The following is a 26,270-nucleotide window of genomic DNA, read 5'->3' on the forward strand; positions in this document are numbered from 1 at the left end:
ACTTCTGGTGCAGATCAGTCTAGATACGGTTAGTGGTCTAGATACAAATAATTTTGCCAACTCTTCATGCGAATAAGCACTTTACGCATGATAGATACGTGAGTGAAGCTGTCAGAATAAACGGCCACTTCGACGGCAGTACCCATAGGCAAATGGTACTCAGACAGATCATCAGTGATGGTCAGCTTAACAAATACACGGCCGCTAGTGCGCAGTGCGTCAGTACCTAGAAGTGTGCCTCGAGCTTGAAATTGACTTTCACCAATGGCTGGGATCACTTCATCAATGCGTCCTTTAAACACTTTTCCTGGTAGTGCTCTAAATAGAAACTCAGCTTCGTAGCCAGGTTGCAGTCGTTGTAGTGAGTTTTGTCTAAAGGCTGCGGTATAGAATTGCGCCTCAGTGTGAACAAAGGTCATCACCGGCGCTAATGGTAGTGGTACAGCCATTACACCAGGACGAAGAGCGAGTTGAGTTACGTAGCCATCGGTTGGTGCTCTTACTACCGTTTGGTCAAGATTGAATTCAGCTTTACGTAAATCAGCAAGTAAGCCTGCAACCGCTGTATTCTCACCGCCAATCTCAGAGTTAAGTGCGATCTGAGCTTGTTGTTGGTTTGCTTCGGCTACTTTCACTGCTGCTTCTGTGGCTTTGTATGCCTGTCGACGAGTATCGAGCTGTTGCTCTGTAAATGCGCCACTTTCGAAGCCTCGCTTGTATCGAGAGAATTCACGTTGTGCTTTATCTCTTTCTGCAATGGCTTTTATTTTGGCTGCTTCGGCTTCTCCAACTTGCGACTCTAGACCTAAGGCACCTTGACTCGCTTCTTTTACTTTGGCTTGCAGCTTAGCAACTTCAGCTTCAAAAGGAATCGGGTCTATTTTGAAAAGGATATCCCCTTGCTTGAGAGGCTTATTTGCTTCAACCGGAACCTCGATGACTTTGCCTCGAACCCCTGAAACAATCGGTGTCGTTGAGTAAACTTGATTACCGATTTGTGTGAAAGGGTGGTTGTAGTTCATTAATAGAATCAAAGTACCGATGAGGACAACACCACCCAGTACGGCTGTTGGGACGGTCCATTTGTTTAGTGGGATTTTGAATACTTTGAAAATCGTAATACAAAGCGCCGCGTAGGTCATTATCAGCAGTAAATCCATTACTTAGCCTCCTGATCTTGAACGTTGTTTGTCTGTTTCTCTGTGCTGTTTTGCTCAGTGCCCGCTTGCTTTAGCTGTGCGATTTCGCTCTGAAGTGCACTCACTTGGTCGATGAGAGTGTCGACTCGGTGATGAATATCATGTTGTTCTTCTTCAAGCTTAGCGAAGCCCCAGCCACGATCTTTGCGCCACAACGTAGCCCAAATCCAAAGGAATGGCCAAATAGTGTGTAAAGTGAATAGGCTAACCCAGCCTGAGACATGAATAGCATCTTGATGAGGGTGATTGCGTTCTTTCGCAATTTCATAGGGAATATCGTGAATAACGATGATGCCGTAAAAGATAACTAATGCTACGAAAATCAGTAGACCGAGTGCAAAGTAGTCTAAAAACATAACAGATCCTTGTAATGTTAGATGTTAGTTACAAATATACTACGCTATCATCCAAGTAATTGTTATAAAAATGATTTACCAATCTGAAAATAATATGTTGCTGCTAATAATGAGAATAAAATCACTGATGGATCTTATAAAATCCAATTGAACTTGAATAGGTTGTTTCGTATTTCTTGCTGACAAGATGACAGTTCTGATTCAAACGATGCGCATAGCCATAATCATAACAACAAAAAATAAAGGATAAATGCGGATGTATATAGGTGAATTAGCGGCCATTGGCGCTGCGATGGTGTGGGCGTGTGCGACATGGATTTATGGGCAGTTTGGGCATCGCTTCTCTGCGATGCAGTTGAACATTGTTAAGGGGGTTGTAGCCTCTGGCATGATGCTGTTGGTCATGCCGTTAATACCAATGCCTGAATTCGAACTGAGTGCTAACCATTTTGGGATCTTGGCGATCTCGGGAGTCATTGGTATCGCAGTTGGTGACAGTGCTTATTTTGCGGCATTAACAAGAATTGGTGCCAATAAGACCTTGTTGCTGGAATCTCTGGCTCCACCTCTTTCTGGTGTTTTGGCATTAATGTTTCTTGGCGCGGCACTCACTTTGCAAAGTTGGCTCGGTGTTGTGATAACAACCTTAGCGGTGACCTTTGTGGTCTTTCAGCCGTCGAAATCAGCGAACGGTAATGATATTTCTAATGACAAAGCACAGTGGGGTGGCATTGGATATGGGCTTATGGCAAGTGTTTGTCAGGCGTCGGGTGTGGTGATTTCCCACTACGCATTGGTGGCGGGTGACATTCCACCATTGTTAGGTGCTTTGATTCGCCTGACGATTGGCGTGTTTGCCGTAATGCTGATTATCCCTTTCGTTGAAAAGAAGCCGTACTCGTCGATAAAAAGAGATTTATGGGCAATGACCAAGCTCGATAAACTTTGGTTATTAGGGGCAATCTTTGTCGGGACGTTTCTCGCTCTATGGCTTCAGCAAGTGGCGTTGAAAAATGCTAACCCTGCGATTGCTCAAACATTAATAGCGACCAGCCCGGTCTTTATTTTGGTGATTTATGCGATTAGAGGAGAGAAGGTGTCAAAGCAAAGTATCATCGGGACACTTGCCGCATTAGGTGGAATTTCTTTGTTCTTTTATCAATAAGAGGCGGGCTTAGCTACAGAGCTACAGACCTACAGAACTAAAGACCCACAGACAGACGTGTTACTACTCTGTACACACTTGATTACGGCCGTTGGCTTTAGCTCGGTATAGGGCTTTGTCTGCACGATAGAAGGTACGCTGAGTATTTTCTCTATCGCGATGCAAAGTGATACCGATACTAACGGTTAAACCGCGCTCGCCGAGTATTTCATGCCACCCAAATTGGAAGATACGCTCTCGATAATTTTCAGAGTGCATTTCTGCTTTCGCAAGGTCAGTATTCTCAAGGATGACGAGGAACTCTTCTCCGCCAAACCTGACACATGACGCGCCTCTAAACTTAAAGTATGAACGCAGTTCTTGAGAAACGCTGACGATCGCTTTATCACCCACTAAGTGGCTCAGTTCATCATTGATTGACTTAAAGTGGTCGATATCGATAACCATTAATGCGAAAGGCGTTTCGTGTAGCAGTAGATCTTTCAGTTTCACATCTAACCAGCGACGGTTGTTTAACCCGGTCAGTGGATCGGTGAAAACATCTTGTTGTAGCTGAGCAACTGTATTTTTATGTTGCTCTGTTGTCTCTTTAAGCTCTTTGTTCTCTTGTTCGGAGAGAATGAGTTTAAGTTGTAATTCAAACCGAGATAGACGGCGCAGTTGGCTTGCACCGAGTTCGCTGATCGGGATCTGCTTCATCAGATCCGTTTCAATTCGGTAGCCTTTCTTCTCGTAGCTCAGCGCTTCTTCAAAACGACCTTGATTCAAACACACATCACTTAGAGAATCATAGAAGCGCTTCGCAAGCACAGGTGACGAGCCGGGCTTCACACGTTTGTGGGTGCTCGACAAGATCATACTTGCATAGTCTTGCTTTCCGGTCGCACTCAAGCAATGTGCTAACTCTAGACGAGTCATGGTCGCGAGCCAACTTGCTTGAGTACTGTTGGCTGGATATTGAATTTTTGACAGACAACGAAGCGCTTCATGGTGCTTTTTCTTAGCACGGAGCACTTTTGCTTGATACAACAGTATCTGAGCTGTGAGTAGCTTATCACTCACTAAAATGCTCAGTTCTTCGCATTCGTTCAGTAAGTCGCTGGCCGCCGTTATTCGGTTGAGCAGTAGCAGACTTGCTACCATATAAAGCTTGAATTTCAGACGAAGTGATCGACTGCTTATCGCGTGATCTATGCTATTGATTTTTTGGTAGTAGCGAAGAGCTCTGCTGTGGTCTCCGTAAGCGTCACACAGGTTCCCCATACCTAAGATAGCCATTACATATTCATCGATATGTCCGTGCTCAACGGCGATTGTCGATGAGCTGACGAATTCATTCAGTGCCGACGTGTAATCACCAATTTCAACCAAGCGATTACTTAAGCTGGTCTTTACAGTAAGAATATCTTCTATATCTGTAGGAAGGTGGAGTAGGTCGAGTGCCAGTTTTAATTCATCAATACTGGTTTGATTTTGTTGTAACTCGGCGCGGTACTCAGAGCTGATGATGTAACAGTGTGCTTGTTCTGTTTGTGTCGTCGAAACGTGTTGGCGAATATGATTCCAGAATATGATCGCCTCTTCACCCGATACCGATGAAGGATCTAGACCTGCATCTGTAATCTTGCTTAATAGGGTTTCCATCATTCTGTTACCTCAGCATCGTCTTCTTCTAGTTGTTCAAGAGTGAACGGGAACGTCAAAATATCGTTGAGGCTGACGGTCGGTCTCGAACCTTTTAATCCTTTTCTGTGCCATGGATAGATATCTAGCATGGTGGTCAGAGTTTTGAAGATCTGGTCAGCAGCTTCGTCTTTTTCGGAAAGCATAAGAGCCACACGTTCCGAACTTAGCCTTGCAATGAAGTCGTTCTGATTACACAAGGTATGTGCTATCTCGGTACAGACATCTAAGTAATCGGTATCGATGTGATGGAACATGATGATGCAGTGATTAGAGCGTTTAAGCTCCGTCTTAAATAGTACCAGTTTTTCCCACCAGAAGGTTTCGGAAACGACATAAGAGAGGTGCTTTTCCGGGTCGTGTTCGTGTTGACCTCGAATGCGGTTAATTAGCTTACGAGCTCTCTGTTCAAGCTGGCGTTTTGAACTGCGCGCTTTGTCTAAACCGACACGATTTGTTTGTTCTTTAAGCATGCCGGTAGAATATTGACGATACTTCTTAAAAGCGGTCAATGCGGCTTCAAAATCTTGATTTTCTTCTGCGACTAAAGACTGTTGATAACAAATTTGGCTAAGCAGTTCGCCATTATCGAATTCGTTTGCTGACTCTTCTGCCAGCCTTAGCAACTCGGCGGCTTGTTCTGGCCTCTTTCTTAAGAGCTCCAGTCTAGCTCGACTGATGTAGGAATGCGCTTTCATCCATACAAGGTTGTGCTCTACTGCTAGCTTGTGCGCTTTGGCTGTGGCTCGTTCTGCATCATCCAAACGTTCAAGGCCAAGTAGGGCAAGGCCTCGAAAATCCCATACTTCAGCGTGCCAAGTATTATCTTTATATTCTTTTAATGCTTCTTCTGCACCGTCGAGCACCGACAGCATTTCAACATAGTTGTTGAGCAGGTAGTAATCCCATGCGAGAAGTATTCTTGCTTTGCCTTCTAACCAACCAATGCGACTGTTATTCGCTACTTTTACAGCGAGCTGGTGGGTAGAGCGTGCAAGTTTATATTCGTGAGTCATTCGCCAAATGTTGCCAAGGCCAATGAGGCATTCAATTTGAATCTCCACTTCATCAACCAGTGCAGATTGTTCTAATGCATTGATCCAGAACTGTTGGGCGGAGTAATACTTGGCTTGTCCCCAGAATTGGAGAGCGTGTAAGTGGAGAATTTCAGGGAGAAAATGATCGGTATCTAATCGGCTTTGGCGTTTGTAGGCTTCCTTGATGTATTTTAAACCTTTCTGGTAATCCATAAGGTTCCAACAACATCTCGCCATTAACATGAATGACTGGATAGCGCCCTCTTCAAACAGAACTTGCTCTGATCTGACTAGGCATTGTTGTGCAATCTCTAGGCTCACCAATGGCTCAGAATCAACGCGAGTTTTGAGTTGTTCTAGTTCGGTTTCAAGAAGGTACTGATTTTTGTCCAAGGCTTAGATCCATAATTATCGAACATATTGATAACACAATCATTATAGGAGTGTGATTGATGATAAGCATCAATTATCTCTCGCTGAGCATAAAGGGGACACGTATCTTTTCCAATTCTGGGTGTTATCTCATGCTTTTGCTTTGAAATCAATGAGTTCTAGAGCGCTTGTCTAGATGGTAAATCTCTATGAAAGCAATTGCTTAAGAGTTAATGGCTGCTCTGTCACACCTAAGCGTTGTGCTGCCGTCAACCCTTGCTTATCTTGGTAGCACAGATTGTGCCAAGATCTAAATATGTCGAGTAATGGAAGAATGCCCCCAGGACGAAGTTTACGTCTTGGCTCATTGATGAAGCTATCAAATAACAACTGAAAACGTTGTTGATAGAACTTTGTTTGCTGAATTGAAGCTGTATTAAACCACTGTTTTGGTTCTGGATTGTTACCGGTTAGGTAGCAGATACCTTTTTGACTGTCACCTTGACTCGCGATAGCCCAACGATCGCGCCACCAACTCATATGAACGATGTCGATCTTTTCAAAATTTTGGTCATCTTGCCAACCTGAGTCTTCCTCTACATACATAAGGTCAACATTTTGACTCTGAATACGCGGCAAGCAAACGCTTAGAGCGGCAGATCTTAGTAATGGGTCTTGTGGCATATAGATCGTGACATGCTTATTCTCATCACACATATCAAGCACGTGTAGGAAGTGAGCATAGGAAGTATAAGGCGGTCGAATTAGCGCGCCCTTCGAAGGGTAACTGAATGTCGTGAGGTTCCCCATTGGATCCTCGACATTACCTCTCGCAAGAATCACTTGGTATTGCTGCTCAATGCGCTCTTTCAGTTTGTCAGACGGCTGAGGAAGTTCGAGATTCGCTTCTGAAGAGTGCTCTTTAGACACAAAGCGTGCAACGTCATCATAAGGGTTGTGATCAGCACTTCCAGATGGTTCTTCATTTTGAGAGTAATTGACGTGTTGGCAAAGGATGTAGCCAGAGTGTGCCTCGCCAGTCGCTATCCATACCACACCATTGTTGCTTTTCGGTTGCAGGCGTTGGTAGTGAGAAGCGAATTCGTAATCTTTAGCATGGTTGACCCAACGAGCATCGATCATCGCTAACTTGCGACGACAGCGACTGGCGATATGGTCAACATGATCATAGAAAGTCTTTGGATTGATCTCTAACTTTCTACAAATTTCACGTACTGAATACCCCATGAACAATAAGCCCATGAGGTTCTCTTGAAACTGAAGTTTTTTGTTGGATCCTGACCACTTATCAACGAAGGTTGATTGGCAGTCTTTGCATCTGTAACGCTGCCTATCGCCACTGTAGCCGAAGGCATGATAAAGATGTTTGTGGGTATGAACCGATAAGCCAAAGTTATCGCAATCATCATTACGACAAGCAGGGAGCCCGTCGCTGTGAAGTTGTCTTAGGCGATGAAGTTCGCTTAACACTTCACGATTGTTAAGTAAGGGGGGGAAAGCTCCACATTCACGACAAACCATCGCTGGACGCTTAGGGTTTGCGTGTTGCAAAACATACCGTTTTGCATCGCTCAAGCCAAAGTTGTCACACGCCAATGTTTTACAAAAGTTGAGTTGCAAACCATCCGCATCTTTTGGCAGCTTGTCGTTAGACACGATCTCCCCCTCGGGATTATTTGAGCAGCCAAGTGAGCTTGGCTGCGGGGTAACGCTTTTCAATGTATCTTATCAATTCGTTAGATGTTGATTGCAGTCTCTAGAGCAACTTTCATCATGTCGTTGAAAGATTTTTGACGATCTTCAGAGCTTAGTTTCTCACCACGGATGATGTGGTCAGATACTGTTAGGATAGTTAGAGCTTTAGCACCAAGATCCGCAGCAACACCGTAGATACCAGCTGCTTCCATATCAACACCAAGGATGCCTAGCTTTTCCATTTTTTCGAAAAGGTCAGCTTCTGGAGTGTAGAAAAGGTCTGCAGAGAATACGTTACCAACTTTAACTGGAACTTCTTGTGCACGTGCTTGGTTTACGGCTTCTTCTAGAAGACCGAAATCAGCGATTGCCGCGAAGTCATGGTTGTTGAAACGAATGCGGTTTACTTTTGAGTCAGTCGATGCACCCATACCGATAACAACGTCCATTAGTTTAACGTCATCACGTACCGCACCACAGCTACCTACGCGAATAACGTTCTTTACGCCGTACTCAGCAATTAGCTCATGTACATAGATGCAGCACGATGGAATACCCATACCGTGGCCCATTACAGAAACTTTCTTACCTTTGTAAGTGCCTGTGTAACCAAACATGTTGCGAACGTCACAAACTTGCTTCACGTCATCAAGGAATGTTTCTGCAATGTATTTTGCGCGAAGCGGGTCGCCTGGCATAAGTACAGTTTCTGAGAAATCACCAGCTTGAGCATTAATATGAGGTGTAGCCATGGTCGTTCTCCAAAGTTTTAACGGTAATTATAGGAACAGGGTTTTATTAATTACCGATTCTGTTGAATTGAATTCGTTTTGTTGAGGCAATATTAGCGAGTTAAAACGAGGCTCCGTGAGATGTTTGTCACAAATTTGCTCTACCTTTAAAGTATTATTCATATAGATAACCAAATATGTTGAAAGTTTAGAGGCAATCGATTTTGTGTGGTTAAATTACGCTATGTCCAGACGAAAAACGACAAATAAAGGCCTGTTGCATATCAGCTTGGAGCAACAATACGTTGTCGCGACGTTTGATCAGCGATAATCTAAACTTTGATAAAAAGACAAACCAAGGAATTGTATGTCGTATTGCGCTAACTCGACGCCTTTGCACTCAATGAGAACACAGATACGTAAGGTAGCTTTACCTCTAGTGAGGGTCACCTTGTTTGTGGCAGCGATGGCTTCGTCGTGTGTGTCTGCTGCAACTTTTGAGTTGCCGCCAACTGAAAGTCGTATTGTCGGAAGAATACAGCAGCATGAAGTGGCAGCGGGCGAAACGTTGGCCATCATTGCTAAGCAATACGATATTGGTTTTCTCTCTTTAATGGCGGCAAACAAAGGCGTTGATCCTTTTCTTCCTGCTGAAGGTTATGTGTTAAGTATTCCTAGTCGTCTGATTCTGCCGGATACGCCGAGAAAAGGCATTGTGATTAACCTTGCCGAGTTAAGGTTGTACTTCTTTGAACCTGAGAAAAATCAGGTGCACGTATTTCCTGTTGGCATCGGTCGAGTGGGGCGAGATACCCCAGAGATGATCACTAAGATAAGCCAAAAAAGACCCAATCCGACTTGGACGCCTCCAAACTCAATTCGTAAAGAGTATCTAGAGAAAGGGATTGAGCTACCAAAAGTGGTTCCTGCTGGGCCGGAAAACCCTCTGGGCGAGTATGCATTACGACTTGCTTATGGTGCAGGTGATTATCTGATACACGGCACCAATAAAGACTTTGGGATAGGCTTGCGAGTCAGCTCCGGCTGTATCCGTATGGAACCTAAAGATATTGAGTGGCTTTTTGAACAGGTTAGTCGTGGTGAGCAAGTCACAATAATCGATGAGCCTATCAAAGTGTCTTTAGAGCCAGATAGAAGCGTGTTTGTTGAAGCTCACGAACCATTGACGCGAAGCGACGGCTCTAAGAAATTATTGCAAATCCCCGTTGAATTAAAATGGTGGCTTGAAGATGCAGATCTACCAAATTCAAAAGCGAAAGCGGTGATATTTGCTCAAAATGGCGTGCCTGTTGAGATAGCACCACCTGTGATTGAGTTCTAATTTGATTGCCTCTTCTGTAATAAGGGGCGTTTATCTTTGTTTACTCGAATTAGTACCTTCTACTCGAATTAATGCCTTCTATTCGAATTAGTAACGCCGAAAAAAAGCACCACATCCGTTAAGAGGTGGTGCTGTCTATTTACTGCATTTTGCGACTGATTTAATCTACAGCTTAATCGCACTGAGCTCTCAAACTATTTAGTGTAAGACTCTGCGATGTTGTCGATACGGTCGTTAGCACGATCCGCTTCTTCTTTTGCTGCCATAGCGGCTGCAGCTGCTTCTTGAGCTTTCATTTCAGCTGCCGCTTTATCGCCTTTAAGTGCTTCAACTTCACTGGTTAGCTCAGCAACTTGGTTAGTCAATTGATCCATTTGTGACATTGCAGCTTCTTCTGGCTCAGAAGAACAACCAGCTAAAATGAAAACTGAGGCTGCAGCTGCGATTAACGTCTTATTCATAAGAACTCCTTGCTTATTTATCATCAAAAGATGCGCTATACATTCTTTATCATATAGTCGCTTCATTAATGATTGTAGCGACTAATTTTTTAACTGCAAAAACAATAACTAGAGAAATTACTAAATTTTTGAGGTAATTAGCTGAGCGTCACGTTATGTCTCGTTTATGAGATGGAGGGGTGAGAGCCGGTTTTGATGTGTTTTGGAGAGTTATTTCTTTACGAACAATGCATACAATGTGCTAGCAAACGAGAGATAAAGGGATAAATTTTCTGTGATCTCTATCCTTATAAAGTACTTTCGCGGTATCATGTCACGTTAAATTAATTTTATTCAATACCATCATGACTGGAGAGTCCTTTGCACTTTAAAGATTTAGGCTTAGATAACCGCTTACTGAAGAACTTAAAACATTACGACTTCAAGAAGGCGACAGAGATCCAATCAAAAGCGATCCCTGTTGCTATTGCTGGTAAGGATCTATTGGCTTCATCAAAAACGGGATCAGGTAAAACATTGGCGTTTGTGTTGCCGATGATACATAAAGCATTAAAAACAAAAGCGTTTTCTGCTAAAGATCCTCGTGGTGTAATTTTGGCTCCTACTCGTGAGCTAGCAAAACAAGTTTACGGCGAGCTGCGTAGCATGCTTGGTGGTCTGTCTTACGAAGCCACACTTATCTTGGGTGGCGAAAACTTTAACGACCAAGTTAAAGCCCTGCGTAAGTACCCTCGTTTTATTATTGCGACTCCAGGTCGTCTGGCCGATCACCTTGAGCACCGCTCACTGTTTTTAGATGGTGTTGAAACGCTGATCCTTGATGAAGCTGACCGTATGCTAGATTTAGGTTTCGCACCTGAATTGCGTCGTATCGCGAACGCAGCTAAACACCGTCGCCGTCAAACGTTGATGTTCTCTGCGACACTTGATCACGCGGAAGTGAACGACATTGCAAATGAAATGCTAGATTCGCCTAAACGCATCTCAGTGGGTGTTTCTAACGAACAGCACCTTGATATCACTCAGAAGTTTTACCTATGTGACCATCTAGATCATAAAGAAGCAATTCTGGATCGTGTTATTGAAGAAGCTGAATACCGTCAGGTGATGATCTTCACGGCAACTCGTGCTGATACTGATCGCCTAACCGAGAAGTTAAACGAGAAGAAGCTTAAAGCGGTGGCATTGAGCGGTAACCTAAACCAAACGCAACGTAATGCAATCATGAGCCAGTTCGAGCGTGCGGTTTACAAGATCTTGGTAACAACAGACGTTGCTTCACGTGGTATCGATATTCCAAACGTAAGCCATGTTATTAACTTTGACATGCCTAAGCATACAGAAGAGTACGTGCACCGCGTTGGTCGTACTGGTCGTGCGGGTAACAAAGGTGATGCAATCTCTTTGGTTGGTCCAAAGGATTGGGATAGCTTCAAGCGTGTTGAGCTTTACCTTCAACAAGATCTTACCTTCTCTGTACTTGAAGGACTAAAAGGTAAGTTCAAAGGTATTAAGCCGCGTAAACCTGCTTTTGCTAAAGGCGGGCCTGCGAAGAAGAAAACCAATACTCAAGCTAAGAAGACGCCGAAGAAACCGGTTAAGCGCGATAAGAGCTTCCACAAGAATGTGGCAGTGGGTGATACAGTATTTATCCCTAAGAAGAAAGTTGCGCCAAAAACTGACGACGAGTAATCAACTCGTGTGAGCTAAAAGATGATGTTTATAAAAACAGATCTTTATACAAGCTAGCGTAAACAAAAACCGCCTATGAAGGGCGGTTTTTTTGTATCTGGTTTCTACTCCTGAAAGGTGTTGTCTCAGGTTACAGAGTCATTCGAAAGGCTTTAGAAATCAAAGGTTGAGAATGAATACGCTAAGATATGGTCGGCAATGTATTTGTGGGTGGCGGTCGTTGGGTGTGTTACTCCCCAGAAGACATAGCTGTCTGATCCGTACGCTGCGCAATCATTGGTTAAGCTGTGACTTTTTAGGTAGTCGGCTGCTGAGCTTCTATTGATATTTAGGCAGGCATCACTCGCGTTTCGAAAGCCATGTTGCTCTGGATTATCGGTAATGCTGGCGAACAACGCGCTTGCATCGAACAACACCACGTTTTTACCCATGCTTTGGTAATACTTGGCCTGCGTCTTGATGAATTGATTGAACTCTAAAATCTTGCCACGAACTTTAATGATCTCTTGTTCAGTTGAGTATTTGAATTGAGGTGCTTTGGTTGCATCAGGCAAGGTGAACAGCAGGATATTGTTTGCACCAGATTCCGTTAAGCGGATCAAAGCGCTGCTGAAATCGGCTTTTACATCGGCCACTTCTCGGTTGTAGTTCATAAAGTCATTGAGGCCAAACTCCAAAGTAAACAACGAGTTTTCTGGGCGGTAGTTTTTGGCGATTTTCATATAGGTTAAGTAAGAGGTGACTTGGTCATATACTCCGGTTAATGCGACGTATTGATTGGTGCCAGCTGCCCCACCTACTGCCCAGTTATAAAGAGGCACATCTTTCGCCTTGGCTAAATACTCTGTCCAGACTAAACCGTTTGAAAAGTGCCCTAAAAACCATGAGTTAGCGTTCGGGAAAACCCATTGAGAACCGTTAAATAGGTTACCAGTGTCAGAAAGACTATCACCGAAGGTGACGATACGGTTGATGGTGTTCGCTTGGACAACGTTGTCATTTGTCCAAATCGAGTGGTTATAAGAGAAGCGATTGTCTGCGGCAAAGTAAGTGATGTCTGCGGCATCATTTTGGATGTCGAGCGTTTCTTCACAACGTTGCTTGATTTCAGGCTGGGGCGTATCACTGTAAAACATGTTTTTGAAGGATACAGAAGACCACCAGTATCCATTGATCGTGTAGTAATCACCATTTTCTTTTTTTGCCCATTTCCAGTCGGTGGCTGGAGAGTCATGTGAGGCATCGGTTCGATACCAGCATCGAACATAAGAATAGGTCTCGGAACCTTGTGTACCAAATACTTGTGCGGATGTAATGGATTCAGGTGTCGGTATTGAATCTTCAGCAGCATAAGCGCCAAAAGGCAGGGTTAACGCGAGTATAAAAGCCGTATTTTTCATCACTGTATTCTCTTTTATATTTAGTGAGCCAAACAAAACGTTGTTGCTTGTGACTGTTTTAATAACTAAATTGCAGATAACTGGTATGACCTATATCTAAAACCAATAGCTCTCGTCAATACATTCAGGTTGTTAGCGGCTCATAACTGGCATAAGTGTCAAAGTTTCAACCACTTTTTGATTGAAAAACAATGGCTTCGAAGTGAAATGGCTAATATCTAACATTTGATTTTAACGAACTATCGCAGGCAAACACGTCGTCATTGACCGGTATGTGATGACTTGTCTATTGAATGCTAAATGAAAACGTTATCAGAAGGGTGAGAGGTAAATTATAATTTAATCAGTAGCTTACCCGTTGGTAATATCAAGCGACGTTGCATTTTCTATGTTCATCACAATTGTTTAATTCAAGTTCAATATCACAAATATCAAGTTGTTACTTTTTGTTTTATAAAATCATCATCTACGGTTTCCTTACTCATCAGAGGTCTAATCTGTTTAAGGAAAGAGCATTGAAAAAGATATTAATTTGGACGATAGCCTGCCTATCCAGTTTTGGCGTCTATGCCGGAACAAGCGCATCAGCATTAGAAACCAGCGGATACACTGCAACGAAATACCCTATTATGCTGGTACACGGTTTGTTTGGTTTCGATACATTAGCAGGCGTGGATTACTTCTATGGCGTACCGGAGTCTCTAACAAAAGATGGTGCGAGCGTATACGTTGCTCAGGTTTCAGCTACCAACAGTTCCGAAGTTCGTGGTGAACAGTTACTCGCTCAAGTCGAGACGCTATTAGCCGCGACAGGCGCAAGTAAAGTGAATCTAGTCGGTCATAGTCACGGTGGTCCTACTGCGCGCTATGTCGCATCGGTTCGACCTGATCTTGTTGCTTCGGTGACGAGCATTGGTGGTGTTCATAAAGGATCTAAAGTGGCAGACCTTGTTCGCGGGACGGTATCTGAAGGGTCAGTTTCAGAAGGTATCGCGGTTAAATTGGCTGGTGGATTGACGGCGCTTATCAACCTATTATCTGGTGGAACGGATCTTGATCAAGATGGCCTTGCGTCTCTTGAAGCGTTGACCACTGAAGGTTCGCTTGCATTCAATCAGTTTTACCCTGAAGGCGTGCCAACGTCTGAGTGTGGTGATGGTGAATGGCAAGCAAACAACGGTGTCTATTACTATTCATGGACAGGCTCTTCCACTTTTACCAACCTTCTTGATCCTACCGACGGAGCGATGACAATCCTTGGTTTAGCTTTTAATGAACCTAATGACGGGTTAGTGGGAGCATGTAGCGCGCATTTGGGCAAAGTGATTGGTGATGACTACAAAATGAATCACCTAGACGAGATCAATGGACTATTGGGTATCCACCATCTTTTTGAGACCGATCCAGTGACCTTATATCGTCAGCACGCCAATCGATTGAAGTTGGCCGGCCTTTAGGTAGCACTAACCGTTCATTAAGAGAATAAGGAAAGTATGATGAAAAAGATCGCCATTTTGTCGATAACCACGATAGCCCTGATGAGTACAGCGGCGGTCTTTTTATATCTAAAGAAGGAAGATACAAGTTCATATAATAACAGCGAACAAAGCGCTTCTTCATTGAAGGTTAGCTCTCAACAAGATACCGAAATCGATAGTGCGTCAGCTAAAGACATGATGGAATATTTCGTGTCAGGCAATACAGAATTAACCCTCGAAGATATTCGCGACAATGTGGCAAAACACCACGAGCAATCACAAGCTACGATTGTCGATGAAGCACTGTTTGCCAAGTATCTTGAGTACAAGGCGGCACTGACAGCATTAGACGTGCAATTCGACAACACCTCTATATCCGCTGAGGACTTACGTGCACTGAATCAAGCTCTCCTCGATCTTCAAGCACAGTTTTTCAGTGAGAGCGAGATAAGTATTTTGTTTACCCATGACAACAGAATGAGGGAAATCGCTTTAGAAAAGTTACTTCTGAAACAAGAAGGGCTAGACGAGTCAGAATATCAGCAAAGGCTTGAGTCTTATTTATCTGAACAGCCAGATTACGTTCAAGCCAGTCATCAAAATCAGGTATTACTCCCACAGCTATCCAGTTCAGAAGGTCTAGACGAACAAGGTAAATACTTGAAAAGAAGCGAACTGGTCGGAGAAGAAGCGACACAGAGGCTCGAAGCGCTTGATCAACAAAGGGCGGACTTTGATGGAGCTTTAGAAATTTACTTTGTTGAACGAAATGACATTTTGAATGACTCCGAACTCTCTGAAATTGAGCAACAAGAGATTATCGCACAGCTTCGGACTACGCATTTTCAGCCACAACAGCTGAGAAGGGTAGAAGCGATTGAAAGAATCAGAGCTGCTCAGAGCGATCAGTAATCTCCAGAAATTAAAAAAGCCAACTACTGATGACTCAATAGTTGGCTTAATAATGAAGGACGGTTACTGCAATCTGTACATGCTAAGTAAGTGCTTACAGTTTAAGGCTTAAATTTTGTATCCTAGAGCCTATACCATAAGCCGTTACAGCTTGAACCTTAAAGCTTATTCGCCCTTAAACCTTACTCCTTAAACCTTAAAGAAGCCCAACTGCTGCTTTTGTTGTTCAGCGAGGTTTGATAACTCGTGGCTTGCTGCTGCTGCTTGGGTAATGCCTGTTACATTTTGGCTTACTAAGCTGTAGATATTTGAGATATTACGGTTAATGTCTGAAGTCACTTGGCTTTGCTCTTCTGCAGCAGCGGCGACCTGAGTGTTGATCTCCGTGATATTCGTTACTGAGTTCGCAATGCCTGAAAGTGCAGAGCTTACCTCACCTGAAAGAGTCTGGTTATGTTCCAACATAGACAGCGAACTGCTCATACTCTCATTCGCGTTTCCAGATTGAACCTGCAAGCCTTCAATGATGGTTTGGATTTCTTTGGTCGAATCTTGTGTACGTGCTGCTAGCATTCTCACTTCATCAGCTACAACCGCAAAACCACGTCCGCTTTCACCTGCACGAGCGGCTTCAATGGCAGCGTTAAGCGCAAGAAGGTTAGTCTGCTCTGAGATGCTTTGAATAACCTCAATGACATTACCAATCTTCTCTGAGTGCTCTTTTAGCGTGCCAACAACGTTCGCAGCTTCGCTAAGCTGAATCGCCATTTGCTCGTTTGCTTGGTTACTTTCATTAAACAAGCTCATGCTGTGTGTCGCCATTTCGTCAGCTTGCTTAGACGCGGAGTCGGCTTGTACTGCATTTTCGTTGACGTTTGCTGCTGTGCTCTCAAGTTGATTCACGGCAGAAGCAACTTGTTCCACTTCTTGCTTCTCTTGGTCTGAGTTCGCACTTGATTGTGTCATTACAGCAGCTAGTTCAGTCGATGCTGACGCAACTTCGATGCTGATTCGAGACAGTGAACTTACCGTGTCACGCAATTGCTCAACGGATTTGTTTACGTCTTGCGCAAGACGTGAGATCTCATTGTCTCCATGTTCTTCGGCTTTTACTAGCAGGTTACCTTTTGCTACTTCGCGCATGGTTGCCTGAATATTGTTGATTGGTTTAACAATGATGCCAGCCAGTGTCCAGCTAATAACAAGAGCAATAGAAAGAATCACTAAAAGCCCAATAGTCGCAGTATTTAGGGTGCTAGTGTGTTGCTGACCATTGGTATGGACTTGTTGAGTAGCAAGCAAGTTTAGCTTTTTAGAAAGAGTGTCGATTGCTTTTACCATTTCATTACCTGCATGGCGGTATTGGTCAACCGCTGTTTGGTAGCTTGTATCAAAATCAGAAGGTAGGATTGAATTGTCGTGCTTTGCCTTTAACAGGGGAAGCATGGTATTACGTGAGAAGTTAACGTAGTGGTCCATCGCCTTGGTCATTGCTGCGACTTCATCTTGCATACCTGACACTGTTTCCAATGAGTTCAACAGCCGATAATTTTGTTCACGTTTTTGGTTAAGCGTTTCAACGAGTGTGTTTACATCATCAGGATTAAACAAGCTATAGATTGCTTTGATGCGCATGCCGTAGCTATTGTCGACGATTTCGCTGAGTTCTTCTTTATGTAGAATGAGTTGATCTGTCGCTGTTGATACATCTTTAAATGCGTTTTCCAGCTTGTCACCACCGATGATGACACCTGTCAAAAGTAATACGACGGAAAAGAGCACTGGAATAAGAATTTGAACTTTAATTGATAAGCCACTGAGAAGTTGGCGCATGTACTGTCCCTTAATAAATAAATAAATAAATGCAATTGCTTTTATTATAATTAGTCCGCAATTCTAACTAATGAGACTAACAATTCAATCAGTAATGACTTTGATTTTGTTATATGTAGTAAGTATTTAATGTGCACGGTTATTTATTGCACGAAATGGCGGCTAATGTGCGTATTTCTACATATTGTGTTGAAGCTATTAGACTGATAAATATGGAAATTTATTGGTTGTCGTTCGATATAAATGAAGAGGTGTTCTAAGGTGTAGTGCCTGATTTTTCGGTGAACTCTTCGATAAATATGTGAGTTATATAGATGTGCAATCATCAATTGATCGAGTAGGAGATAAATTATCTACTAATTTGTAGTTGTCATATAGGCTTCAATTTAATGAAACACAACTGTCACATTCAGATTCTAAAGTGGGCACCGTTCAAGTTAAACACAACGGCAATAACGCCACTTAAGGAAATTTGTGATGAAAAAGACAGTTATCGGTGCAATCGCTCTTTTAGGTGCACTAACAGTGACTCCAGCTTCAGCTAAAGAAACTATTTCAGCAGTTGGTTCAAGCAGCGTGACGCCACTGATGGAAGTTTTCTCTGAAACATACATGAAAACGAATTCAAACGTATTTATCGAAGTACAAGGCCCAGGTTCGTCTGCTGGTGTTAAAGCGGCGAAGAACGGCAGTGCAGATTTAGGTATGTCTTCTCGTAACCTTAAAGATAGCGAGAAAGAAACAACACTCGTTGAAGAAGTGGTTGCTCGTGACGGCATCGCAGTCGTGGTTAACCCTAAGAATGGTCTTGACGGTCTAACGGCTGAGCAAGTAACAGCTATCTACAAAGGTGAAGTAACAAACTGGAAAGACGTTGGTGGTGCAGACAAGCCAATCGTAGCAATCACTCGTGATACAGCATCGGGTACTCGCGGCGCATTCGAAGACATCATGTCTCTTAAAATGAAGATTTCTGGCACGAAAGTATCAGCAATCTCTCAACGTGCTCAAGTTGCTAACGGTAACGGTGCACTAAAAACAATGGTTGCATCTAACCCTTACGCAATCGGCTATATCTCTTTAGGTACAGTAGATAACTCAGTAAACGCGCTTGCAATTGACGGTACTGAAGCATCTGTAGACAACGTTAAGAACGGTTCTTACAAAGTAGCTCGTCCTTTCCTAGTACTTTACAAAGAAGGTAAGCCTTCTTCTGAAACTCAAAAGTTCCTAGATTGGATGCTAACTGACGAAGCTCAATCTCTTGTTGAGAACAAAGGCTACATCTCAGTTAACTAATCTATATCTCAATTAATTAAATATTGCTCAGCCTACCTTTTCAGGCTGAGCCTTTTCTATCCCACTTCGAGTTAATCCGTACGCTTAGACAGCGTGTTAAGGATTTCGATATGTGAGACTTGTTATGACCATCGCAACGAATAGTGAACAGCTTATGAATAGCGAAGCGACTCAACTGAAACGCGGCTTACGTAAAAAGAAGCGTGTAGATTGGAAAGAGCGTATTTTTCACGGCTTATTTCTTACTAGCGCAATCATCGGCATCGTATCCCTTGCTGTTATTGCTTTTTTCATCGTTAGAGAAAGTATCCCTGCGTTCCAGGAAGCGGGCCTATCGGGCATCGTGCTAGGACAGAACTGGCTACCACCAGCACTTTACGGTGTTGCTACCATGATTGTGGCATCTGTCGTATCGACATTAGGTGCAGTAGTGGTCGGTGTGCCGATTGGTGTGTTAACGGCAATCTTTATTGCTGAAATCGCGCCAAAGCGTCTGGCGGACATCATTCGTCCTGCTGTCGAATTGCTAGCGGGTATACCTTCGGTAGTTTACGGCTTCTTCGGTCTCGTTATTATCGTTCCCCTGATTCAAAACGTATTTCAAGTGCCTGCGGGTAACACGATTTTGGCGGGTATTATTGTATTGGGAGTGATGATCCTTCCGACGGTAATTACGGTTTCTGAAACCTCAATCCGTGCTGTACCAAGAACGTACAAAGAAGGCTCTTTAGCGTTAGGTGCTTCAAAGATCTTTACCATCTTTAAGTTGCTCGTTCCGGCTGCTCGCTCAGGCATTATGACGGGCGTAATTTTGGGTATAGGCCGTGCTCTTGGTGAAACGATGGCAATCATTATGGTGATGGGTAATGCGCCGGCAATGCCTGAAGGTATCTTGGATTCAGCTCGTACACTAACCGCGAACATTGCGATTGAAATGTCTTACGCGAGTGGTATTCACGCAAGTGCGCTCTATGCGACGGGTGTTGTTCTCCTTGTTTTCATCATGTCTCTGAATGCAATTCTCCTTTACTTGAACCGTGAGAAGGCGAGGTAACATTATGTCTTTAGAAAATAACGTAGCACCTCAAACTAATCCTACGAACCCGCAAGGTAAGACGATGAATAAAATCGCGTTAAAGAAAGCCCGCGCACGTAAAGACGCCGTTCTGAGTGGTTTTATATGGGCTGCTGCCGCGTTAACGGTGGGCTTCTTGTTCTGGATTATGTGGTACATCCTCTCAAACGGCTTACAGCACGTTGATTGGAATTTCATCACGGATGACTACACGCGAACGGGCGATGAGCACGGCATTTTTCCGATGATCATCTCGACCATCTACATGGTTATTGCTTCGATTGCGGTTGCGGCGCCATTGGGTATCATGACGGCAATCTACCTGACTGAATACGCAAAAGTAGGCAGTCGCTTAGTTAAGATCATTCGATTTTGTACCGAATTATTAGCAGGTATTCCGTCAATCATCTTCGGTCTGTTTGGTATGACATTTTTCGTAGCTATTTTAGGTTTAGGTTTCTCTATCCTATCGGGCGCGTTGACACTGAGTATCTTGATTCTTCCAGTGATTATTCGTACTACTGAAGAAGCGTTGATGGCGGTATCTCAAACTTATCGTGAAGGCTCATATGGTTTAGGTGCTTCTAAAATCTACACAATCTGGCGTTTGATTCTACCAAGTGCAATGCCGGGTATTATCACTTCAGTTATTCTGAGTATTGGTCGTGTTATTGGTGAATCAGCGCCAGTATTCTTGACCGCAGGCATGGTTGCTCGTATCCCAGATTCACTATTGGATTCTGGCCGTACATTAACCGTTCACTTATATAAGTTAACGACGGAGCTATTTACCATTGAAGAATGGAATCAAGCATACGGCACAGCAACAGTACTGATTGTTCTTGTACTGCTGATCAACACACTCACGAAGTTGATCGCAAGACGTTTTAATACTGCAACTTACTAAGCAGGGTTTTCTAGAGCCAAATGAGCTCCTAAAACAAAAACAGTACAGACTTTGACGAATTACGAGATTACGAATATGAACAAATTTAATATTAAAGACCTAGACCTTTTTTACGGCGAAAACCAAGCGCTTAAATCAATCAACCTACCCGTGCCAGAGCGCCAAGTGACCGCTTTGATTGGCCCGTCGGGTTGTGGTAAATCAACGCTATTACGTTGCTTGAACCGAATGAACGATCTTATTGAAGGTGTAAAAATCACCGGCCTTCTTGAGATGGATGGCGATAACATCTACGGCAATATAGATGTGGCTGATCTACGTATCAAAGTCGGCATGGTTTTTCAAAAGCCAAACCCATTTCCAATGAGTATCTATGAAAACGTGGCATACGGACTACGTGCTCAAGGTATCAAAGACAAAAAGCACATTGATGAAGTGGTTGAAAGTTCACTTCGCGGCGCGGCGCTTTGGGATGAAGTGAAAGATCGTTTGAAAGCACACGCATTCGGTTTGTCTGGTGGTCAGCAGCAACGCCTGTGTATTGCTCGCACTATCGCAATGCAACCAGACGTAATTTTGATGGATGAACCTACTTCAGCACTTGATCCAATTGCGACTCATAAAATTGAAGAGTTGATGGAAGATCTGAAGAAGAACTTCACTATCGTTATCGTAACGCACTCTATGCAGCAAGCCCGCCGTATTTCAGATCGCACGGCTTTCTTCCTAATGGGGGAGCTTGTAGAGCACAACGAAACCAGCGTTATCTTCAGCGAACCAAAAGATGATCGCACTAAAGGTTATGTAAACGGTGACTTTGGTTAATTGCTTAATCGATAACGTGGTCAATACCACTAACTGAAACGCAGGTTAGATAATCGATTCGATTTACAGAATTATCACTATAACTATAAGCGATGGAAGTTTTGCCCCACTTTAGGTGGGGCTTTTTTATGCTGTTAAAAAGCATCACATGTCGACGAAATTTTGGGCAGGAAATCCCATTTTTGTAGTCCTTCTCATGCTTGTGATAATGCAAAAGGTCAAATTGCGACCCACTTAACATCTCATTTTTAGTTACATTGATTGCATATCAAGGCTTCTGTATTTTTGCGTTATTCTTATTAGCCAATGGATCAACGCCGTGCATGTTAAAGCCTTTGCAAAACAGATATCTGCTACGCGTGACCACCGTTTATTGGCTGAGTCTCTGTTTGACTACCTGATTAAAATGCTTGGTCCCCAAGGGATCGGAATATTTTCAGAGCCAATACCAGAAAGCGACTCGTTACCGTTGTTTTCCTACGGTGAATTAACCTCTCTTGATCATTACCCTTCAACATTTTGGCCATGGGTTTCACAGTTCGACACTGCAGACGGTGTCTTACCGATGTCGCTCAATACGTGCAAGTGGGATCACAGTAAAGCGCTTGGTGGAGAGTCGTTCATCATGATGCTCGACAACGCCCCAGCCTGTAGAACTTATTTAATTATTCAAAATTGCATCGCAGAAAAAGTTAATCAAACCTTTGACCAAGGGCTGGATGGCCTTCAATTAGCGGCAGCTCGCTGGCAGTGTATTCGCGCAGAAAAAAATGCAGCTATCGAGATTAAGCATAGGGATACACGTGAAGCGCAATATCTTGATGAAATTAAGCTTCGAGAGTTGTTTGTCGAGAATATGAAATTGGTTCATCAGGTGGCGTTAGAGCTCTCGAACCCTGAATCATTGGATGCACTCTACAAAGCATCGGTAGAGGCGGTACGCGATAGACTTGGTTTTGATCGCGCCATATTTATGTTGCTTGATATGAAAAAACGTTGTTTTAGTGGCACCTACGGCACCGATGAACTAGGAAAAACAAACAGCGAACATCACACTCAATATGACCTGCATCAGCTTGAATCGGAATATATCGAGGCATTGTCTGACAACCACACTAACTTGGTCGTTATTGAACAGGCTCCACTCTACACTGAAGGTAAGGTTGTAGGGCAAGGGTGGAATGGCATGCTTATTTTGCGTGAAGGGGATAAACCCGTAGGTTGGATTGCCATGGACAACTACATTCACCGCTCGCCAATCACCAATTACCAATTACCAAAAGCAGATGCTTGAATCGTTCGGCTCTCTGCTGTCTCAGATATACATTCGTAAACGCCAAGAACTGAACATCCGAATGCTGCATTCGAGTATGGTTGAGTTGTCTCGCTGCGATAGCGTCAGTGCTGTGTGTAAGTCCGCCGTCAGTTTTGCTATTCAGCATTTAGGCATTGATCGATTAGCCGTTTTCCTTACCGATAAAAATTGCAGTTACATGCAAGGTACTTGGGGTACCGATATAAAAGGCGATATTGTCGATGAGTCTTATTATCGATCAGAGCTGGTAGAGCGTGACATTGTGTCTGCAGCTCGTACTTACCCTAACCAAGTCGCTTTTGAAGAATCGGTCCCTATTTATCATGATTACAATATTGTCGGGGTTGGCTGGACGGCAATGACAATGCTCACCACAAATACAGGCGTTCCGATTGCGTTTATCGCTGCGGATAATTTGCTAACACGAAGCCCTTTAACTTCACAACTGCGTGAAGTGATACGTATCTTCGCCTCTAGCCTTGCTGAAGTCTTACAAAGAACCATGGCGCAAGAAGAGATCAAAAAGCTCAATGAAACCCTAGAACAAGAGGTTAGCAAGCGAACTCAAGAGCTTGAAAATGCGAATGAACAGCTCGATGTAATTTCTAAACTCGACCCGCTGACTCGTCTTGGTAACCGCCGTATGCTGTCACAAGTTTTAGATGATCTGAATTGTGAGGAACACGGTGCATTTGCTACGCAGAATGAGGTCACCTTTGGGTTAATTCTTGTCGATCTTGACCATTTTGGTTTGTACAACAGTGTCTATGGCCATACTGAGGGGGATGTCGCTTTACGTGCCATTGGCAAGATACTGAGCACTCATGTTTACGGTGATCAAGAAACCTTCTGCCGTATCGGCGGTGAGGAGTTTATGTTGTTGATGATCGGTACCAATCACACAACAACAAAGCAGCGTGCAGAGTCGATTCGACAAAGTATTGAAGATGCAAAAATTCTCCATTGTAAAAGTAGCACTAGCCAATATTTAACCGCATCTGTGGGTTATGCATCGATAACTTCGGATCAGCGCCAGTTCGATTTTGATTTGTTGTATGGCAAGGCTGATAAGGCTTTGTATAAGGCGAAAGATTCAGGGCGAAATAGAGTTGTCTCGGCTATGAAGCGAAGAAAAGTTGCGGCTACACTGACTTAGTGTGGTATCTGTTTTTCCCGTTCTCAAAAACGACTGAAGCCGTGATGATCACAATGTGGTCATCACGGCTTCGTTCTTTTTTTTACTTAGATTTTCTGCCTAATTAGCTTTCTGCTTACTTAGAACACCGGTTAATTAAAGCCTTTCTAATGTGCTCTTGTGTGCTTTGTTCGAGATGCGTTTTGGTTTCTTAACCGCTTTGATTGCCTCAGAAGGGTCCCATGACTGACTTGGTGAGCCTGCTTCAGCATAGAGGCTCTGATTTAGCCTGGTGAGCTCAGCTTCGATTGTTTCTAACGTCTCATCACTCAAGTCTGGGTTTTCTGTTTTCCACTGTTCGAACAAAGTTCTTGTCTTCACACCGTCTTTCATTTTCAGAGCGGCAATAAGCGCTTCTGCCGTATCGGATTGACGTTCATCTTTTTGCTTTGGTTTTACTGCTGTACCGCGGCGTGACCAGAAGTAGAAAGCAATCGCAGAACTGGTTAACCATAATGCTGCAAACAGCGCCGTTAGATAAGGCCACATTCCTGGGTTTTCAACGGTAACAATCGTCGGGCTGGCTTGCTGAGTTGGTGTCTCCATAGCAGGAGCTGGCGAGCTTGAGCTAGCGCGTTCACTTGCCTGAACTGACAACTCAAGACCAAGCGCTTTAGTGGTTTGTTCCGATTGCGTATCGGTGTTGAACCAAGCTTGAGACACATCAGGAAGCGAGATATTTCCAGACTCTTTCGGAATCAAGACTTGCTTGTAAACAACGACAGCATCACCGGATTGAGTAGTGCCAAATTGCGGTTTTTCTTCATAAACACGCACCGTTTTAGGGTAGGTGATATTCAGTTTTGGCAGTTGGTGCTGCGTTAAGTTGCTAGCCGTCATAGTAATGGTTCGAGTTAACGAATCACCGGCTTCCATTTCAATCTTCTGTTTGTCGTCACCTAAAGCATTGCCATCCCTGAGTTCATTGCCTTGGCTGTCTGACCATTGTTGTATCAGCTTAAAGTTCGATGTTGGTAACCACTCACCTTGGTAGCCTTTTGGTACAGAATTCACTGTGACATCTAAGGTTTCAACAGGCGTGTCGAGCTGGAAAAGGCGCGTCGTGCTTGAGTTGTTGGTTGAGTAAACAACAGCACCGGTTAACTTTGGGCCTTGAAGCTGAAATTGTCCTGCTTGCTGTGACGATATATGGAAAGATTGCTGAACAACTGTGACTTCTTGTCCGTTGATAACATCTTGGAACTGTTTCGACTCACCGATGGGTTCCACGTCCAAATTTGATGAGTTTGGTAGAGAGATCTGGGGATCTTGTAATCTTCTTGGATCCGCTTTGATGATGAGCTTTACATCAAGCTCGGCGACTTCTTGTGGATACAAGATGTTTTTGCTGAGATTTAATAGGAATTCCGCCATATCACTCTGCTTTGGAGCGGCTTTATTAATCGAAACGTTGATGGTGATCGGTTGGGTTTTGGCACCTTCAATATCAAAGCTAGGTATTTCTAATCGGCCTAATCGAAGTGGGGCAAGGGTAATATTCCACTCGCTAGACACAGTGCGGCTACCATTGACGATTCGCATCGATGACCCAAAGCTTGGGGTGCCGACGTAGAAATTCTTCTGAAGGAAGGTTAGATCTAAAGCACCGGACGATACTTTTTCATCGGTCGCCACTCTAAGTAGGAAGACTTCATCTTTGGTAACACTGTTTTGCGAAACACTCGCCACAGCGGTCGCTGCGAATACAGAGTGTGACGAGAAAACACCGATTAGCAGTGTCAGTAGCATTGATAAAAATGGCTTGTTTAAAAATCGCATGGTTACCACTTTTTGTTTTGGTTGTTAGGGGCACTTTTTTGGCGTGCTTGTAGAATCATTTGCGCTTTAAGCAGTTGGCTCGGGTCACGGGCGCTTTCTACTTGCTCAAGCTTTCGCATATCCGGATCGCTCGACATAGGTTGACCTGATGCTTGTGCTGCAGCTGGTTGAGTGTTGTTATCACTGTCTTCCTTAGCAGCCTCTTGTGCTTGGGCAGTTTGAGATGCTAAGTCACCTTTGTCCTGTGACTGTTTATCTGCTTGATCCGCTTTGTTTTGTTGCACAGCTTGCTTGTCGCTTTCTTCATCCGTCTTGGAATCAGAGCGGCTATCATCAGCTTGGCTTTGGTCAGTATTCTGATCTTGGTTTTCACTTTGATCTTGTTTGTTGCTTTGATCTTGGCTGCCACTTTGACTTTGCGACTTCCCATTGTCAGCTGAGCTTTGTGGTTGATCCTGCGAGCTTTGCGAAGAATCATTTTGCTGACCTTGCTGACCT

The 26,270-nt window shown here is 43.7% G+C and carries 19 protein-coding genes and 2 pseudogenes; 10 read left to right on the forward strand and 11 right to left on the reverse strand.

The genetic code is table 11. From position 1 onward, the window contains the following. Nucleotides 1-29: 29 nt before the first annotated feature. Together AB4589_RS05185 and AB4589_RS05190 are read right to left on the reverse strand one after the other, a co-directional pair. Nucleotides 30-1,160: an HlyD family secretion protein gene (locus AB4589_RS05185; protein WP_009845836.1), complete on the reverse strand. Its 1,131-nt coding sequence runs from the start codon at nucleotides 1,158-1,160 to the stop codon at nucleotides 30-32. After that, nucleotides 1,160-1,555 carry a DUF3302 domain-containing protein gene (locus AB4589_RS05190; protein ID WP_017104296.1) on the reverse strand — a complete coding sequence of 132 codons (396 nt, stop codon included), beginning with the start codon at nucleotides 1,553-1,555 and terminating at the stop codon, nucleotides 1,160-1,162. Before AB4589_RS05190 ends, AB4589_RS05185 begins: the two co-directional genes overlap by 1 nt. A 256-nt stretch (nucleotides 1,556-1,811) precedes the next feature. Between AB4589_RS05190 and AB4589_RS05195 the strand changes: the two genes are divergently transcribed. Next, the gene (locus AB4589_RS05195) at nucleotides 1,812-2,720 is read left to right on the forward strand and encodes a DMT family transporter (RefSeq protein ID WP_372099653.1); all 909 of its coding nucleotides are present in this window, start codon (nucleotides 1,812-1,814) and stop codon (nucleotides 2,718-2,720) included. A gap of 63 nt (nucleotides 2,721-2,783) precedes the next feature. On the opposite strand, the gene AB4589_RS05200 is transcribed toward AB4589_RS05195, so the two are convergent. From AB4589_RS05200 to deoD, 4 genes are all read right to left on the reverse strand, one after another. Beyond that, the gene (locus AB4589_RS05200) at nucleotides 2,784-4,364 is read right to left on the reverse strand and encodes a GGDEF domain-containing protein (RefSeq protein WP_029223174.1); all 1,581 of its coding nucleotides are present in this window, start codon (nucleotides 4,362-4,364) and stop codon (nucleotides 2,784-2,786) included. Continuing rightward, nucleotides 4,364-5,833 (reverse strand): tetratricopeptide repeat protein, encoded by a 1,470-nt coding sequence (locus AB4589_RS05205; protein ID WP_372099655.1) that lies wholly within the window; start codon nucleotides 5,831-5,833, stop codon nucleotides 4,364-4,366. Before AB4589_RS05205 ends, AB4589_RS05200 begins: the two co-directional genes overlap by 1 nt. 186 nt (nucleotides 5,834-6,019) lie before the next feature. Next, nucleotides 6,020-7,489, reverse strand: coding sequence for a lactate dehydrogenase (locus AB4589_RS05210; RefSeq protein WP_029223173.1), 1,470 nt, complete (start codon nucleotides 7,487-7,489; stop codon nucleotides 6,020-6,022). Nucleotides 7,490-7,569: 80 nt separating this feature from the next. Continuing rightward, on the reverse strand, nucleotides 7,570-8,280 hold the full coding sequence (gene deoD / locus AB4589_RS05215) for a purine-nucleoside phosphorylase (RefSeq protein ID WP_017100923.1): 711 nt from the start codon (nucleotides 8,278-8,280) through the stop codon (nucleotides 7,570-7,572). Between the two features lie 346 nt (nucleotides 8,281-8,626). Here deoD and AB4589_RS05220 point away from each other — a divergent pair, with 346 nt between their 5' ends. Continuing rightward, entirely contained in the window at nucleotides 8,627-9,601 is a 975-nt protein-coding gene (locus tag AB4589_RS05220) for a L,D-transpeptidase family protein (protein WP_017100924.1), read from the forward strand. Between the two features lie 194 nt (nucleotides 9,602-9,795). On the opposite strand, the gene AB4589_RS05225 is transcribed toward AB4589_RS05220, so the two are convergent. Then, nucleotides 9,796-10,062 (reverse strand): Lpp/OprI family alanine-zipper lipoprotein, encoded by a 267-nt coding sequence (locus AB4589_RS05225; protein WP_009845829.1) that lies wholly within the window; start codon nucleotides 10,060-10,062, stop codon nucleotides 9,796-9,798. A gap of 360 nt (nucleotides 10,063-10,422) precedes the next feature. Between AB4589_RS05225 and AB4589_RS05230 the strand changes: the two genes are divergently transcribed. After that, nucleotides 10,423-11,754: a DEAD/DEAH box helicase gene (locus AB4589_RS05230; RefSeq protein WP_371710115.1), complete on the forward strand. Its 1,332-nt coding sequence runs from the start codon at nucleotides 10,423-10,425 to the stop codon at nucleotides 11,752-11,754. Nucleotides 11,755-11,906: 152 nt separating this feature from the next. On the opposite strand, the gene AB4589_RS05235 is transcribed toward AB4589_RS05230, so the two are convergent. After that, complete coding sequence (locus tag AB4589_RS05235) at nucleotides 11,907-13,154, reverse strand: SGNH/GDSL hydrolase family protein (protein ID WP_372099658.1); 1,248 nt, start codon at nucleotides 13,152-13,154, stop codon at nucleotides 11,907-11,909. A 515-nt stretch (nucleotides 13,155-13,669) separates the two neighbouring features. Here AB4589_RS05235 and AB4589_RS05240 point away from each other — a divergent pair. Continuing rightward, the gene (locus AB4589_RS05240) at nucleotides 13,670-14,611 is read left to right on the forward strand and encodes a triacylglycerol lipase (protein ID WP_012600192.1); all 942 of its coding nucleotides are present in this window, start codon (nucleotides 13,670-13,672) and stop codon (nucleotides 14,609-14,611) included. A 39-nt stretch (nucleotides 14,612-14,650) separates the two neighbouring features. Then, nucleotides 14,651-15,544, forward strand: coding sequence for a lipase secretion chaperone (locus AB4589_RS05245; RefSeq protein WP_372099660.1), 894 nt, complete (start codon nucleotides 14,651-14,653; stop codon nucleotides 15,542-15,544). Nucleotides 15,545-15,733: 189 nt separating this feature from the next. Here AB4589_RS05245 and AB4589_RS05250 read toward each other — a convergent pair whose 3' ends face one another. After that, the gene (locus AB4589_RS05250; protein WP_372099662.1) at nucleotides 15,734-17,377 is read right to left on the reverse strand and encodes a methyl-accepting chemotaxis protein; all 1,644 of its coding nucleotides are present in this window, start codon (nucleotides 17,375-17,377) and stop codon (nucleotides 15,734-15,736) included. A 477-nt stretch (nucleotides 17,378-17,854) separates the two neighbouring features. Here AB4589_RS05250 and AB4589_RS05255 point away from each other — a divergent pair, with 477 nt between their 5' ends. The 5 genes and pseudogenes from AB4589_RS05255 (at nucleotide 17,855) to AB4589_RS05275 (ending at nucleotide 23,954) form a co-directional block, all read left to right on the forward strand. Then, a complete protein-coding gene (locus AB4589_RS05255; protein ID WP_009845822.1) occupies nucleotides 17,855-18,676 on the forward strand; it encodes a phosphate ABC transporter substrate-binding protein in 822 nt (273 codons plus the stop codon). 124 nt (nucleotides 18,677-18,800) lie between these two features. Beyond that, a complete protein-coding gene (gene pstC, locus AB4589_RS05260; RefSeq protein ID WP_009845821.1) occupies nucleotides 18,801-19,730 on the forward strand; it encodes a phosphate ABC transporter permease subunit PstC in 930 nt (309 codons plus the stop codon). 64 nt (nucleotides 19,731-19,794) lie between these two features. Further along, entirely contained in the window at nucleotides 19,795-20,658 is an 864-nt protein-coding gene (gene pstA / locus AB4589_RS05265) for a phosphate ABC transporter permease PstA (RefSeq protein WP_372099666.1), read from the forward strand. Nucleotides 20,659-20,733: 75 nt separating this feature from the next. After that, nucleotides 20,734-21,483 carry a phosphate ABC transporter ATP-binding protein PstB gene (gene pstB / locus AB4589_RS05270; protein ID WP_009845819.1) on the forward strand — a complete coding sequence of 250 codons (750 nt, stop codon included), beginning with the start codon at nucleotides 20,734-20,736 and terminating at the stop codon, nucleotides 21,481-21,483. Between the two features lie 319 nt (nucleotides 21,484-21,802). Further along, nucleotides 21,803-23,954: pseudogene (locus AB4589_RS05275) on the forward strand (GGDEF domain-containing protein). A 135-nt stretch (nucleotides 23,955-24,089) separates the two neighbouring features. Here AB4589_RS05275 and AB4589_RS05280 read toward each other — a convergent pair. Together AB4589_RS05280 and AB4589_RS05285 are read right to left on the reverse strand one after the other, a co-directional pair. Continuing rightward, entirely contained in the window at nucleotides 24,090-25,772 is a 1,683-nt protein-coding gene (locus tag AB4589_RS05280) for a BatD family protein (RefSeq protein ID WP_372099664.1), read from the reverse strand. Between the two features lie 2 nt (nucleotides 25,773-25,774). After that, nucleotides 25,775-26,270: pseudogene (locus tag AB4589_RS05285) on the reverse strand (hypothetical protein); the annotation flags it as partial.

The sequence above is a fragment of the Vibrio sp. 10N.222.49.A3 genome, assembly GCF_041475145.1.
GTDB lineage: Bacteria > Pseudomonadota > Gammaproteobacteria > Enterobacterales > Vibrionaceae > Vibrio > Vibrio tasmaniensis_A.

What these genes read in the sequence shown, in the direction of transcription:
- AB4589_RS05185 (WP_009845836.1), bottom strand. Translation starts at nt 1,160, where the DNA reads ATGGATTTACTGCTGATAATGACCTACGCGGCGCTTTGTATTACGATT.
- AB4589_RS05200 (WP_029223174.1), bottom strand. Translation starts at nt 4,364, where the DNA reads ATGGAAACCCTATTAAGCAAGATTACAGATGCAGGTCTAGATCCTTCA.
- AB4589_RS05235 (WP_372099658.1), bottom strand. Translation starts at nt 13,154, where the DNA reads ATGAAAAATACGGCTTTTATACTCGCGTTAACCCTGCCTTTTGGCGCT.
- pstA (WP_372099666.1), top strand. Translation starts at nt 19,795, where the DNA reads ATGAATAAAATCGCGTTAAAGAAAGCCCGCGCACGTAAAGACGCCGTT.
- AB4589_RS05220 (WP_017100924.1), top strand. Translation starts at nt 8,627, where the DNA reads ATGTCGTATTGCGCTAACTCGACGCCTTTGCACTCAATGAGAACACAG.
- AB4589_RS05245 (WP_372099660.1), top strand. Translation starts at nt 14,651, where the DNA reads ATGAAAAAGATCGCCATTTTGTCGATAACCACGATAGCCCTGATGAGT.
- AB4589_RS05250 (WP_372099662.1), bottom strand. Translation starts at nt 17,377, where the DNA reads ATGCGCCAACTTCTCAGTGGCTTATCAATTAAAGTTCAAATTCTTATT.
- deoD (WP_017100923.1), bottom strand. Translation starts at nt 8,280, where the DNA reads ATGGCTACACCTCATATTAATGCTCAAGCTGGTGATTTCTCAGAAACT.
- pstB (WP_009845819.1), top strand. Translation starts at nt 20,734, where the DNA reads ATGAACAAATTTAATATTAAAGACCTAGACCTTTTTTACGGCGAAAAC.
- AB4589_RS05195 (WP_372099653.1), top strand. Translation starts at nt 1,812, where the DNA reads ATGTATATAGGTGAATTAGCGGCCATTGGCGCTGCGATGGTGTGGGCG.
- pstC (WP_009845821.1), top strand. Translation starts at nt 18,801, where the DNA reads ATGACCATCGCAACGAATAGTGAACAGCTTATGAATAGCGAAGCGACT.
- AB4589_RS05280 (WP_372099664.1), bottom strand. Translation starts at nt 25,772, where the DNA reads ATGCGATTTTTAAACAAGCCATTTTTATCAATGCTACTGACACTGCTA.
- AB4589_RS05190 (WP_017104296.1), bottom strand. Translation starts at nt 1,555, where the DNA reads ATGTTTTTAGACTACTTTGCACTCGGTCTACTGATTTTCGTAGCATTA.
- AB4589_RS05225 (WP_009845829.1), bottom strand. Translation starts at nt 10,062, where the DNA reads ATGAATAAGACGTTAATCGCAGCTGCAGCCTCAGTTTTCATTTTAGCT.
- AB4589_RS05255 (WP_009845822.1), top strand. Translation starts at nt 17,855, where the DNA reads ATGAAAAAGACAGTTATCGGTGCAATCGCTCTTTTAGGTGCACTAACA.